The 13,810-nt window shown below is 60.4% G+C and carries 12 protein-coding genes; 1 reads left to right on the plus strand and 11 read right to left on the minus strand.

Annotated features, from left to right (window positions below; genetic code table 11):
* Nucleotides 1–30 precede the first annotated feature (30 nt).
* The 6 genes from GDN47_RS08425 to GDN47_RS08450 form a co-directional block, all read right to left on the minus strand.
* Nucleotides 31–1,410: an FGGY-family carbohydrate kinase gene (locus GDN47_RS08425; protein ID WP_152093044.1), complete on the minus strand. Its 1,380-nt coding sequence runs from the start codon at nt 1,408–1,410 to the stop codon at nt 31–33.
* Nucleotides 1,407–2,465, minus strand: coding sequence for an ABC transporter permease (locus GDN47_RS08430; RefSeq protein ID WP_152093045.1), 1,059 nt, complete (start codon nt 2,463–2,465; stop codon nt 1,407–1,409). The genes GDN47_RS08425 and GDN47_RS08430 overlap by 4 nt, the downstream gene beginning before the upstream one ends.
* Nucleotides 2,458–3,492 (minus strand): ABC transporter permease, encoded by a 1,035-nt coding sequence (locus tag GDN47_RS08435; protein WP_152093046.1) that lies wholly within the window; start codon nt 3,490–3,492, stop codon nt 2,458–2,460. Before GDN47_RS08435 ends, GDN47_RS08430 begins: the two co-directional genes overlap by 8 nt.
* Complete coding sequence (locus tag GDN47_RS08440; RefSeq protein WP_152093047.1) at nt 3,485–4,978, minus strand: sugar ABC transporter ATP-binding protein; 1,494 nt, start codon at nt 4,976–4,978, stop codon at nt 3,485–3,487. The genes GDN47_RS08435 and GDN47_RS08440 overlap by 8 nt, the downstream gene beginning before the upstream one ends.
* A gap of 174 nt (nt 4,979–5,152) precedes the next feature.
* Nucleotides 5,153–6,160, minus strand: coding sequence for a substrate-binding domain-containing protein (locus GDN47_RS08445; RefSeq protein WP_145634761.1), 1,008 nt, complete (start codon nt 6,158–6,160; stop codon nt 5,153–5,155).
* Nucleotides 6,124–7,194: a LacI family DNA-binding transcriptional regulator gene (locus tag GDN47_RS08450; protein ID WP_145634765.1), complete on the minus strand. Its 1,071-nt coding sequence runs from the start codon at nt 7,192–7,194 to the stop codon at nt 6,124–6,126. Before GDN47_RS08450 ends, GDN47_RS08445 begins: the two co-directional genes overlap by 37 nt.
* A 177-nt stretch (nt 7,195–7,371) precedes the next feature.
* On the opposite strand from GDN47_RS08450, the gene GDN47_RS08455 reads away from it, so the two are divergent.
* Nucleotides 7,372–8,268, plus strand: a complete 897-nt coding sequence (locus GDN47_RS08455; protein ID WP_152093048.1) for a sugar phosphate isomerase/epimerase family protein — start codon at nt 7,372–7,374, stop codon at nt 8,266–8,268.
* A 58-nt stretch (nt 8,269–8,326) separates the two neighbouring features.
* Here GDN47_RS08455 and GDN47_RS08460 read toward each other — a convergent pair whose 3' ends face one another.
* The 5 genes from GDN47_RS08460 to GDN47_RS08480 form a co-directional block, all read right to left on the minus strand.
* Nucleotides 8,327–9,049, minus strand: a complete 723-nt coding sequence (locus tag GDN47_RS08460) for a L,D-transpeptidase (RefSeq protein ID WP_371864848.1) — start codon at nt 9,047–9,049, stop codon at nt 8,327–8,329.
* 411 nt (nt 9,050–9,460) lie between these two features.
* The gene (locus GDN47_RS08465) at nt 9,461–10,801 is read right to left on the minus strand and encodes an SAM-dependent methyltransferase (RefSeq protein WP_152093050.1); all 1,341 of its coding nucleotides are present in this window, start codon (nt 10,799–10,801) and stop codon (nt 9,461–9,463) included.
* Nucleotides 10,802–11,131: 330 nt separating this feature from the next.
* On the minus strand, nt 11,132–11,905 hold the full coding sequence (locus tag GDN47_RS08470; protein WP_113350811.1) for an SDR family NAD(P)-dependent oxidoreductase: 774 nt from the start codon (nt 11,903–11,905) through the stop codon (nt 11,132–11,134).
* An 11-nt stretch (nt 11,906–11,916) separates the two neighbouring features.
* Nucleotides 11,917–12,642, minus strand: a complete 726-nt coding sequence (locus GDN47_RS08475; protein ID WP_152093051.1) for an SDR family oxidoreductase — start codon at nt 12,640–12,642, stop codon at nt 11,917–11,919.
* Between the two features lie 183 nt (nt 12,643–12,825).
* On the minus strand, nt 12,826–13,803 hold the full coding sequence (locus GDN47_RS08480) for a tagatose kinase (RefSeq protein ID WP_152093052.1): 978 nt from the start codon (nt 13,801–13,803) through the stop codon (nt 12,826–12,828).
* Between the last annotated feature and the right edge of the window lie 7 nt (nt 13,804–13,810).

Here is a 13,810-nt window from a genome sequence, read left to right on the forward strand (position 1 = left end):
AGGGCATTGTCGTCATAAGTCGTCACGATCTCACTCCATTGTCTTGATCAGGGTTTGCCAGCGTTGCCGGTAGGATGAAAGTTCGGGAAGGCTGGAGATATCGGGTGCTTCGGCCGCCAGCGCTGCAGGTGAGGCACGCTTTTCATGGGATGCCAGCATGGCGGCGCCAGTCGCCGTTCCGGTCGTGCTGCGGCTGACGAGCACGCGTCGATTATGCAGGAAGGCCGCGACGATGGCGCCATAAAGGGGATCGACGACGAAATTGCCGTCCAGCACGACCGTCTCCGTGGGCGGAAGGTCCTGAATGCAGGCGGCTGTCAGCAGCGCCGAATAGAGCACTGCGAGCGTGAACCGGACGCCTTCCTCCTCCGCAAGCGGGCCTTCGAGACGGCCGCGGTGGGCCGTGCCGGGAAAGAGCCCGTCGTCCGAGCCGAATGTCGGAAGTGCAAAGGTACCTGACGCCACGATCCTCCGAAGGGCCTGCAACGAGGCGGGACCCGAAGCCTTTGCGGCGACGGTCGAAAATTCCCGACCGCCCATGGTCAGCATACCGGGCGTCGGGTTTCCGAAGACATCGGCATTGCAGGAATGGCCGGGTCGCTCGACGCTGAAATCGATATCGCCGCGATCGCTCAATGCAACGATCCAGGTACCTGTGGAGATAACGGTAAAATCAGACAGATCAGCCGCCTGATAACGGTATAGATTGGCCGAGGAATCATGCACGCCGCATAGGATACGCGTCGTCGCTTTCAGGCCGCATCGCTCAGCAAGCTCAGGCTTCAACGGGCCGAGCGTTTCCCATGCCCGCCGCATCGGCGGCATGAGACGCTGCCATCCGCGGCTTGCAACGAGCGATGCCAGCCGGCCGTCGGCCGATGCCCACAGATGAGATTGCGCTGCCAGGCTCGTCACCTCGCTTGCCAGCACGCCGGACAGGCGAAACGCCCAATATTGCGGCGTGGCGAGGTAGGCGCTGGCCGCGCCAAAGGTCTCCGGCCAATACATTTCCTGCCACAGCATCTGCCGCGCGAGATGCGCCGCGCCCAGCATGATGGCACTTGCCCTCTCGCGATACGAGCCGGCAATTGCCCTGTACCGCGCCTCGACATCCGCGGGGATCGGCTGCTCATAGTCGATCATCGGCATTGCAGCACCTTGTCGGTCGACCAGCACGCCGCCGGACCCATGCGCGCAGGTAATGATCGCGCCTATATCGTGCCTGCGTCCCAGCTCCGTCAGGCTATCGATGAGCCAGTCTTCCAGACTGTCGAGATCGTGATGGCGGTAGGGCGGACCATCCTTCACGATATTCGGCGTCGACAGCGTTTCTAATACGCGGCCGTCATCCGTTGCCGCCGACAGCTTCACATTCGTCTTGCCGATGTCGAAAACCGCAACGATGCTCATTTTGGACCGAAGAAACGTGTCGGCAGCAGCCACATCAGGTAGGGCCGAGCCGTCTGAACCGCAGCGACGAAGATGAGAATGCCGCCCCATATCGCGACGGTCAGGTAATTGCTGAGGCCGAACTGGTTGAAGCCCGACGAGATGACCTGCAGGATCGCCAGCGCCAGCATCAACCCGCCGGCCGTGCCGAAGCCGCCGAAGGGATCGACGCCGCCAAGCACAGCCGCAAGGATCGTTACCAGCAGATAGGATTGCGCATAATCCGCGCTTGCCGAATTGAAGGTTGCCAGCATGACCAGGGCGGCGAAGAAGCAGATCAGGCTCGACATGGCATAGACGCCAACTAGAACCCGGCGCGTATCGATCGCCGAATAGCGCGCCGCCTCAATATTGGAACCTATCATGGCGCAGGCGATGCCGAAGGCGGTACGTCGCAATATGAGGCTGACGATGACAGCAACCACGATTAGCAGCAGGAAGATCAGCGGCACTCCTACTATCGTCGTCGTCCCGATGCGGCTGAAGCCGTCCGGTATGCCTGACAGTGCCATGCCGCGGGTCAGATAGATGCTGATGCCGTCGATCAGCGATTTCGTGCCGAGGGTGATGAGGATGGGGTGAACGCCGGTATAGGCAATGAGCGTGCCGGTGATAAGGCCGATGAGCAGGCAAAGCACAAGGCCGGCCAGAAGCGCCAGTATGATCACGGCGAGCGCCGCTCCCGTGCCGCTATCGGGCGTGATCAGGCTCTGCATGATGAAGGCCATCAGCAGCGCGCATTGGTTGGTCGTCGCGATGATCGCAAGATTGAGGCCGCCCGTGATCAACGGCGCCATCATCGCCAGCGACAGAAGGCCCAGCAGCGGCAGCTGGTACATGAAGGATTGCAGCGTGCCGAGTGAGGCGAAATTCGGAATGAACAGGGAGAAGCCGGCAACCAGAAAGACCAGAAGGACGACAAGCCCGGTGTGGGCACCGGGAATGCCTGTCCGCATACGCGCCATCAGGTCTGCCAGGCTGTTGTTGATGTTATAGAGAAGCGGAGGTTCAGCCATTGGACGACGCTCCCGCGATGATGCGATGGCGGCGGCCCGGCCGCGAGCTGATGACGGTGATCGAGGTCGAGACCAGAATGGTGATGCCGATGACGATCTGGAAGAAATAGGAGGAGACGCCGAGCAGATTGAGCCCATTCTGCAGCACGACCAGAAGCACGATGCCGAGCAGCACGCCGGGCACGGTGCCGATGCCGCCGGTTAGACTGGCACCTCCAAGGACAGCGGCGGACAGTACCGCAAGTTCCGTATTGTACATGGCGTTGGGCACGCTTTCGCCGACCCGATGGGCCTGCAGCAGGCCGGCAACCGCCGCCATCAGCCCGAGATAGCCATAGGCGACGAATTGCAGCCGGCCGATGTTCATGCCGATGCGCCGTGCAGCCTCCGCATTACCGCCCATTGCGTAGAGCTGCCGCCCGACCGATGAGCGCGTCATCCATGCCCAGGTGAACAGGGTCACCACCACCATGGCGACGATCGGCAACGTCACGCGGACGATATCGCCCGATGCCGTTTCCATGCGCCAGAAGACGATGCGGTTCGTCCACCAATCCGGCAACGTATAAATCGACTTGCCACCGGAAAAATACATCAGCAGCGAGAAACTGACACTCATCATGGCGATCGTGGCGATGATCGATGTGATGCGTACATAATGAACCAGAAGTGCATTCAGGCAGCCCAGGCCAACGCCGATCGCCAGGCCAAAACCAATAACGATGGGCGCGGAGAAGCCGAACTGCGTTGCCAGCAGTGCCGCACAATATTGCGCTACGGAGGCGGTCGCCGCGAAGGATATGTCGATACCGCCCGAAACCAGCACGACGAAGAGGCCCATCGCCATGATCGCCTGCACGGAATAGGTTTCGAGCAGATCGATAATATTGGCGAGCGTCAGGAAATCGCGCGCCGTCAGGGAAAAGACGATCACGACCCCGGCAATGACGGCCAGAAGCCACGCTTCGGGACGCCGCTTCAATTGCACGATAAAGGATGGTCCAGCCGTTTGACTGTGCTCACGCATAGATGCGCTCCTTCATGTTGGCCTCGCTGACGTCACCCGGCACCGCTTCGCCGACGATGCGGCCGGCGCGCATGTGCAGGATGCGATCGCAGGTCGCAAAGAGCTCGGAGACCTCGTCGGAAATGAGGATGATGGCGACGCCCTGGCGCGCCAGTTCGGCCACCACATCATAGATGCCCTGCTTGTTCTTGATGTCGACGCCGACTGTCGGAGAATCGAGGATCAGCACCTTCGGCCGCGTCGCAAGCCACTTCGCCAGCACGACACGTTGCTGATTGCCGCCCGAAAGGGTCTGCACGGCACGATCGGCCGAGGGAACCTTGATGGCGAGCCGCTTGATCCAATCCTCAGCGAGTTGCCTGCGGGATTTATCGGGAATGAGCCCCAGCCGGTTTGCCATGCCCCGCATGATCGCGAGCATGATGTTGTCGCCGATCGACTGCTGCAGGATGACGCCGAGGCTCAGACGATCCTCGGAGACATAGGCGATACCCGCGCGTACGGCATCACGATTGGAGCGAAGCACAAGCTCCCTGCCCTCAAGACGAATGCTGCCGCTTTCGGCCCGATGCATGCCGAACAGCGTCAGTGCAAGCTCGGTGCGGCCCGATCCCAGCAATCCAGAGATGCCGAGCACCTCGCCGCGGCGCAGAGTGAAATCGATATCGGCAAACTCACCACGGCGCGACAGACCATGGACTTCCAGAATAGGCGCCGCCTCACCCATATTGCGGGCAACGATCGCGTGATCGATATCGAGCCCCGTCATCAGATGAGCGATCTTCTTTTCATTCATTTGATCGGCGGGCCAGGTGCCGACCTTGCGGCCGTCGCGCATGACAGTGACCCGCTCGGCGATCTCGACGACTTCGTCGAGCCGGTGGGAAACGAAGACGACGGCGATACCGTCCGCCTTGAGCCGTCCGACGATCCCCAAGAGGCGGTCGACCTCGGCCCGCGTCAGCGACGCTGTCGGTTCGTCCATGAAAATCAATCGCGCCTCGGCTGCCAGGCCGCGTGCGATCGCGACGATCTGACGCTCGGCCACCGAAAGATCGGAAACCACGAGATCGAGGTTGAGCGCAAAACCAAGCCTGGTAAGGACAGCGCTTGCCTTCTCCCGCATTCGCTTCCAGTTGACCGGTTTTACCAGCCGGTCGAGATGACTTTCGATGGCGATATTTTCAACAACGGACAGGTTGGGAAACAGAGACAGGTCCTGGAAAATCACCTGAATTCCCAGAGCCTTGGCGCGTGCTGGATCAAGCGGAAGAACCGGCCTTCCCTCGATCTCGATCATACCCGCCGAAAGCGGATGCACGCCGGCTACGGCCTTGATGAGGGTCGACTTGCCGCAGCCGTTTTCGCCGACCAGGCAATGAATCTCGCCGGACCGCACGTCCCAGTCGATCTCTTCCAATGCCCGCACGCCGCCGAACCGTTTGGACAGTCCGGTCAAACGCAGAAACGGAATTTCATCGCTCATCGATCCACTCCGATTGCCATGAATCGGCCGGCGGCGGCTTGAAGCCTGCCGCCGGCCCTCGGGAGGAACTGTCAGAACTTTTCCGCTTCTCTTCTCATCGCGGAAAAGCTCTATCCTCTTGGTTCCTTACGCATTCCGGACGGAAAACCGCTGCGCACTTTTCCTGGAAATGCTTTAGAGACCAAGCGCTACGAGCCGGTCGATATTTTCCTTATCGAGCGACTCGAGCTTCTGGGCCTGGATGAGTTTCTTGTCTGGATAGACACGCACCTTCCCGACGCCGGTCAGCTCCATATTGTCGGTGGGCTCCTTGCCAGCCGCCAGCAGGGAGGCGAGCTGAACGAAGATTTCGCCCGCCGTCATCGGATTCCAGATGAAGCCACCGCGGATGGTGCCGGACTTGACGTATTTGACGCCCTGCCCCGGAGAGAAGCCACCGACGAGCGCGATCGACTTCGCCTTTTCGCGATCGTCGAGAACGCGCGCCGCACCGATCGGACCTTGCGAGCCGAATGTCAGGATGCCCTTAAGATCCGGATGAGCGCGAAGCTGGTCCTGCGTGGTCTTGATGCTGTCATCCAGGCTCTCGGCCACGCCGAAGCGGTCGCCGAGCATTTCCATCTTCGGGTACTTCTGCTTCTGATAGGCGATCGCGGCATCGGCCCAGGCATTATGCAGGGGAACCGTCAGCGATCCGACATAGACGATATATTTGCCTTCTTCGCCCATCTGCTTGGCAAGCAGGTCCATATGGGCCTGGCCATAGCCTTCGATGGTTGTCAGCTCGAAGTCCCAATCGGCTTCCTTCTGGTTCGGCCCTTCATGGGCCAGCACCTTGATGCCTGCGGCCCGCGCGCGGCCGAGAACGGGATCGAGGGCAGCGGAGTCGTTCGGCACGATGCCGATGACAGCGACCTTGCGGGCGATCAGATCTTCGATCGCACGCACCTGCTGGGCGGCATCGGCCTGCGTCGGCCCGACCATCCAGGCATTGGCCTTGTATTCCGGTGCCGCCTTCTTGATGCCGACTTCCATGGCATTGAACCATGGAATGCCGCCAATCTTGACCACGACGCCGACTTGCGGCTCGGCCGCCTGTGCGACGCCGATCGTGCCGCCCAGAGTGCCGGCGACGACAGCTCCACCTATTCCGACGAGTAGGGTTCGTCTTGTAACTTCCATTTTTCTCCTCCCAGTTTCGTGTTACCCGCCTCCTCAAGCGGGCTCCGCGGCGTCGAACCGCGGATCTCGACGGCGCAGCGCAGGCGCCGCGTAACCGGCTTTCCTCCGGAGCCGGTCATACGTCGCAACAACAGCGCCCAGGCCTGCTCGGCCATTTCCTCAACGGGCTGGCGCACCGCCGTAATGCCGGGTGCGACCAGCCTCATCCATTCCATCTCGTCGAAGCTCGCAAAGGCGAGATCGCCAGGCACCGAAAGCCCGATCTCCGCCATGGTGCGGTACGTCAGAAGCGTCGTGCCGTGGTCGAGCGAAAACAGCGCGCCAGGCAAAGGGCGCTGACGCAGACGCCCCTCAAGGCGCTGCGCGCCATTGGCATCGTCTATGCCGATTTCCAGCATTTCGACATGCATACGGCCGGCCGCAGCGCGCACGCCCTCCCAGCGTTCGCGAACATTGGTGATCGAAAGGCTGCTGCCCAGAACCAGGCAATCACCATAACCCTGCCTGTCGAGATGGGCGGCGATCGCGCCGGCAGCCGGGCCATTGTCGACTGCGATCAAATCGAAGCCGGCCGCGTCGGGTATACGGTCGGCCAATACGACCGGCGCAAAGAAGCCGTTCGGCAAGCGTTCCGCAAAGGCGCCATCACAGGGGATGACAATCAGGCCGGCCGGACGCCATGAGCGGATCTTGCGCAGCCGGTCGGCCTCTTCCTCGGCATTGTTGCGCGCGGAGACGACCACCAGATCGTAATCGTCGAGGCGCGCCAGATGCTCCAGCGTGGAAACGAAGGAGGCAAACATCGGATTGGTGAGATCCGGCACCACGACACCGGCAAGCTGTGCCTTGCGCGAGCGCAGCCGCGATGCGCCGAGATCGACGACATAGCCAAGCTCACGCACCGCGTCGTTCACGCGCCTGGCGAAATCCGGAGAGACCGTGGGTTTGCCATTGAGGACGTTCGAAACGGTCGCTACCGAGACGCCTGCTTTGTCGGCCACCATCTTGATGGAAGGGGTTCGCGATTTCGACATTCTGCCCTCCCTTCAACAATCTCAGATTGATAATACGAAAATCCTGGTGAAACGTTTTATTGTAAGCTATACCAGCATAGATGCGGTGTCAACGTGAGCGTTTCTAAGTATAAAACGATTCATGTCTTTCGCATTGCAGCAAATGTTTTTTGCATCCACGAAATCGGGAGGACGAGCATGAACAAACTGGGAGTTCACGCGCTGGTATGGGAGGCCGGCTGGAGCCGCGACGAATGCGCCCGCGCAATCGCAAACAGCGCCGAGGTGGGTTACGATTTCATCGAGGCACCAGCGCTCGACCCAAGCCTGATCGATCCGGAATTCACCCGCCGGCAGCTGGAGAAGAACGGCATCGGCATTAACTTCTCGCTTGGTCTCGATTTTGAAACCGATATCTCAAGCAGCGACAAGGAGAAGGGTCGGCGCGGCAAGGAAAGGTTGGAACAGGCGATCGCCGTCTGCCGCGATTGCGGCGGCGAATATATCGGCGGCATTCTGCATTCCGCTTTCGGCAAATATAGCGAGCCGACGACAGCTGCCGGCGTCGCGCAATCGGTCGATATCCTGCGAGAGGTGGCCGAGACGGCGGCGAAAAGCAACATCACGCTGGTTCTGGAGGTGGTAAACCGCTACGAATCCAACGTGCTGAACACGGCCGCCCAGGCCGTGGAGATGTGCAAGCGCATCGGCATGCCGAACGTGAAGGTGCATCTCGATGTCTATCACATGAATATCGAGGAATCCGATATTCAGGCCGCCATTCTCGAAACCGGCGATTATCTCGGCTATTTCCATACCGGCGATTCCCATCGCGGCTATATGGGCTCGGGCACGATCGATCTTACCGGCGTCTTCAGGGCCCTCGTCCGTTCCGGCTACCAGGGGCCGATCACTTTCGAATCCTTCTCCTCCCGCGTTGTCGGCCAGCCGCTCGAAGGCATCCTCGGCATCTGGCGCAACCTCTGGGATGATGGCCGCGACCTTGCCGAACATGCGCTGATGTATACGAAGGCGCAGCTCAAGGCCGCGCAGGAGGCCCAGCGTCAAAGCCAGCAGCGCAGCCGTCTCCCGTGATACGGCACTCCATCGTGCCGAAGCATCGGCTCCCGCCTATCGAGGGAGCCGATTTCGCTCAGGCAGAAATCGCCTTGCTTTGAAGCGGCGCCTGATGAACGACGATGCGCGCGTGGTATGGAATGCGTTCGTAGAGGTCGATGACGTCCTGATTGATCAGGCGAACGCAGCCGGACGATGCTGCCTTGCCGATCGAGCGCCATTCCGGTGAACCATGCAGACGATAGAGCGTGTCCTTGCCATTCTGGAAGATATAGAGCGCGCGGGCACCCAGCGGATTCTTGATTCCCGGATCCATGCCGCCATTGGCGACGGAATATTTCGCGAGTTCCGGCTTGCGGGCAATCATGTCGCCCGGCGGCTTCCAGCGCGGCCAATGCTGGCGCCAATGGATGATCCCTTCGCCCTGCCATGCAAAGCCGTCGCGACCGATGCCGACACCGTAGCGCATGGCCGTGCCGCCGCGCTCCACGACATAGAGAAATCTCGACGCCGTATCCACGACGACTGTACCGGGCGCCTCGCCGGTCGGATCGGGAACGCGCTGCCGATAAAACTTCGGGTCCAGCTTTCGGTAGGGAACCGCCGGAATGACATGACCGCCATCGACCACGGAGGCATAGCGTGCTTCGAGTTCGGGATCGGGTGTGACGACGCTCTGAGGTTCCGACGCCACGGGAACGACAGGTGGCGTACGAACCGGAGCTGCAATGGGAGTTGGAACCGGGGCGGTGGTGGCACAGCCCGCAAGCGCTGCCGTCGCAGAGATAGACCCCAGCATGAAGGCCCGCCGGGAAAGAGTCTTTTCATTCTTGGTTGAGCGCATTCCTGTCCTAACAAACCCCGCATATTGATATCGCCTTCTTCGACGGATGAGGCCGAAAGAGGCGACATGTCTCATCATTAAGTGGTGGTGACCTCATAGCCACTCGGGACCTGTAATGACAAGTTCGCCAATACCATGACCTTGCAAACTCAATCGACGAGTGTGGGCCAGAAGCCACAGCGATCTTGTGTTTCCGCGAGTTTATTGGGCGCTTGCCGCCTTACCGATGCGCAAACGTGCTGTTTGCACGGAGGCACTTGCTCGCCGCGACATTGCGATATGTATCGGCTAGATATTGAAGGAATGGCTGGACAGGACATTGTATCCCATGTCCTGCCAATCCTCATGCCGGGCTGCAAGTGGTTTCTAAAGGTTCCGCGAGGACTCGCCTCCGGATTGATTTTGCTGGCGGGATTTGCGCTCGTCATGCAAGGTCAGATCTCGCCTTGCCCGCGCGCTCGCAGCTTCGATCGGCCCTGCCCTCCCTTGCTCGGCAATAACAGCCCGCGCCCGCTCGATATCGACCATATAGTCACGGGACAGCGGCAGAGCGGAAACGTTCTTCGTCAGTTGCAGTTGCCAGTTCATGTGACCCATGCGACGGAAGGCAAGTTCGGACCCGACGAGGTAGAACTCGAACATCCGACAGAACCGCTCGTCATAGAGTTTTGCCAAAGTGCTTCTGTTCTTCATGAAGCGGTCGCGCCACTGCTCGAGTGTCTTGGCGTAATGGAGGCGCAGGATCTCGATATCGGTCGTCCAGAGACCAGATTTTTCGACCACGGACAGGACCTCGGAGACCGCCGGCGAATAGCCGCCAGGGAAGATATATTTCGCGATCCACGGATTCGTGCTGCCGGGACCATCAGCCCGACCGATTGCATGGATCAGCGCGACACCGTCCTCCTTGAGCACGGAGCGGATCTTGTCGAAGAAAGTCTTGTAATGGTTGATGCCCACATGCTCGAACATGCCGACCGAGACGACGCGGTCGACCGGACGCGTCCAGGAGCGATAATCCAGCAGTTCGAACGTGACCATATGCTCCAGCCCGGCATCCTTCGCGCGGGCTCGTGCGGCCAGCAATTGCTCTTCCGAAAGCGTAAGACCCGTCACCCGAGCACCGAACTCCCTGGCGAGATAGAGCGCCATGCCGCCCCATCCGCAGCCAATGTCCAGAACCTCGAGGCCCGGGCGGTCGAGCATGAGTTTCGATGCGATATGCCGCTTCTTCTTGAGCTGAGCCTCCTCCAGGGTCTCGTCGCCGACCGGGAAATAGGCGCAGGAATATTGCCGGTCTTCATCCAGCATCAAGGAGTAGAGCCGGGCATCGAGATCGTAATGATGCGCGACATTGCGCTTCGAGCGACCGGCGAAATTCAATTGATCGAGATTTCGGCGCAGCCAGCGGACCTTTTCCATCAGCTTCTCGAAGGGATGGCTCCCGCCTTCCATCATGTTGAGAGCGAGCAAGTCCACCATCTCGTAAAGATCGCCGGAAGCCGGTTCGACTTCACCGTCCATATAGGCCTCGCCCAGCGCCAGAGCCGGATTGAGGAGCAGACGGCGTTTTGCACGGGCGGTGTTGATTTTCATCGCTGCACGCGGTTCCGATCCCGTACCGAAACTGCGCGTGGAACCGTCCGGAAAAGTGACCGTGAGCGTTCCGATTTTGATCAAGCGGGAAAGAGCTGCTTCTAGGAACATGACAACTACCTGTTTATCGTTTCCTTGACGGTGATCTCCTGGCCTGAGGGGTGGCGAAGAATCCCGTACCGGTATCGAAAGCGTACTACTTAATCTGGTAAAATATCCAGATCATTTGCGACATCAAGGTTGAGTAAGCTCAAACGCGCCTACAAGGATGCTCGCCCCCTCCGCAGGATCACTGCTTCGGCTATATATAGCCAGCCGGCTGCCGGAATGTGAGACCTCTCCCGGCGGCAAAGGGTGCGCGACAGCCGAATGCAAGCCGTATAGCATCGCCTCCGCCGAGCAGCGTTACGCGGAAGGAATGCACTCCGACGCGGGACACGCCTACCAGCAGGTGAAGCCGGCATCCACGTTGACGATCGCGCCCGTCATCAGGCTGGCAGCGCCCGATGCAAGGAAGAGAACCGCGCTGGCGACTTCCTCTGGCGTTCCCATCCGCCCCATCGGCGTATCGGCAAGCCAGACCGGAATGCGTTCATGATTGGCCTCGACCGCCATCACCATAGGCGTTTCGATATAGGTAGGAGCCACGGCATTCACCCGGACGCCATGCTCTGCCCATTCCGCCGCCATCGACCGTGTGAGATGATGGACCGCCGCTTTGGAGACGTTGTATGGCGTCTGTGGTTGCGGCCTATTGCAGATGATTCCAGACATCGAACCGAGATTGACGATGGCGCCGCGTTTTTGAGCAATCATGTGGCGGCCGAAGGCGCGCGAGCACCAGAACACGCCATTGACATTGACATCCATCATTCGCAGCCAATCGGCGTCGCTGACATCCTGCGAGGGTATGCCGCTCTGACCGATCCCAGCATTGTTCACCAGAATCGTCGCGGCACTGCCGCCATCGACGAGTTCCGTGGCGATCGCCTCCATTCGCGCGGAGTCCGTGACATCGCCGATCCGTACATCGATGTCGTAACCCTTCTCCCGTAAAGCGAGAGCTCCCCGTGCGTCGGCCTCGTCACGCTCGATGACGACGACTGCAGCGCCAGCTTCAGCCAGTGCCTCTACGCAGCAAAGGCCGATGGCGCGGCCACCGCCCGTAACCACAGCCCGCTCGCCATCGAGCCGGAATTTCTCCTGATAACCCATGGCTTTGCTCCTCAAATATCGAAGGCGCTCGGCAGGACCACGACGTCGCGGATCGTCACGTTGCGCGGACGTGTCAGCATGAACATGATGGCATCTGCGACTTCCTTGGGTTCGATCAAGGCCCCGGCCTCCTTGGCCTTGCGCAGGTTTTCTTCGGGCCAGTCGGCGAGCAAGGCACTGATGACCGGGCCTGGAGAGACAGAACCGACTCGAACACCGCTCTTCAGAAGCTGGCGCCGCATGGCCTGGACGAAGCTGGTCATTGCCCATTTCGAGGGCGAATAGACGGGCTCCCAAGGGATGGCCGAATGGCCTGCGACCGAACTCGTGACGATGATATCGCCCGTACCGCGCCCGATCATATGCGGCGCGACGGTGCGGACATTCTTGATGACGACATTGACGTTGAGGTTAAGCATCCTGTCTATGGCGTCGAGATTGGCTTCCACCAGGTCACCGCCAATATAGGTGCCGGCATTCGCATGAAAGATGTCGAGATGATCGACCTTGGCAAGGATGCCCTCCAGCAATCCGGCGCACTGCTCCGCGTCGAGCAGATCGACGACAAGCGGAATGGCAAGTTCGCCCAGGCGCTCGCACACCGATGCCAATGCTCTCTCATCGCGATCGATCAAGACGACCTTCGCCCCCGCCGCAACCATGGCTTCCGTCGAGGCCAGCCCGATCCCCGATGCCGCACCGGTCACCGCGGCGATTTTCCCCTTCAATTCGTCCATGGTCTCCTCCTCCTTGGATTAAAACAGCTATCATTTACCGGCACTGCAGACCGGGTAATCATTGGCAAAGCTCGAGACAGTCTGCGACATCCACAGTGCGATCAGGTCAATCGCGCCTATGGAGCGGCCGTCGTCGAGCCGCCTGTACCTCCAAACCCGCCCCTTCGACGGAACGGATCCGCATCAGGAACGTCTTTCCGTGGTTGCGATGAACGCGTCGAGTTGCTCTCGGGTGCCGGCCCCCTCCATCGGACCGACGACTGTGACATTGCGGGCACCCGCCGCAGCCGCATAGGTCAGGGCGTCTGCCGCCGGCATGCCGAGCCGTCGGCAAGTGAGGTAGGCGCCACCGAAGCAATCGCCAGCACCCGTCGGATCGATTTCCGCGACGATGAAGGCCGGCGCATCGATGCGCTCGCCTTCCCTGCTGTAATAAGTCGCGCCATCAGCCCCGCGCTTCAGCACGATTTCCTTGACGCCGATTTCAAACAGGCGGCGGATCGCATTGGTTTCGCCCTCGACGCCGGCCGCGCGCTCGAGCTCCTCCCCGGAGGGCAGCAGCAGATCGGCCACAGCCACGAGCCGGGCAAACCGCCGTTCGGTCGCCTCGTCGAGCTTGAGTTCCTTGCGAATGTTCGGATCGACGGAAAGCGTGCCGCCGCGGGTCTTGACGATATCGACGGCCTTGTCGATCACCTCACACGCGCTCGAAACGGATAGCGCCGAACCCATCACATGCAGGTGTCCGGCACGGTCAATGAGATTGCTGACGCCTTCGCTCCAGCCAAAGCGAGCAGCCGCTGACGTCGCGATATTATAGACGAAGTCGCGGGAACCGTCCTCGCGGTAGCGAACGAAGGCGCTGCCTGTCGGATAATCCGGATCGATGGATATTGCCGAGATATCGACGCCATCGCCCTTGAGCCTTTCGAGGTTCACGCGGCCGAAATCATCGGTGCCGACAGCGCCGATCATTGCCGCGCTGCCTCCAAGCCGACCGCACTGGGAAATGAAGATCGCCGGCGCGCCGCTCGCAAACGGTCCGACGAGCGGTTGTGCCTCCATGAAACCATTGCCGACCGTCGTGGCGACGATTTCCACGAGGATTTCCCCAACGCAGACCGTTGGGCCAAGCTGGTCGGGTGCCAGTACTGAACTCATTGCAATC

It is taken from the genome of Martinezella dioscoreae (assembly GCF_009176305.1).
In the GTDB taxonomy this organism is placed as follows: domain Bacteria; phylum Pseudomonadota; class Alphaproteobacteria; order Rhizobiales; family Rhizobiaceae; genus Rhizobium; species Rhizobium dioscoreae.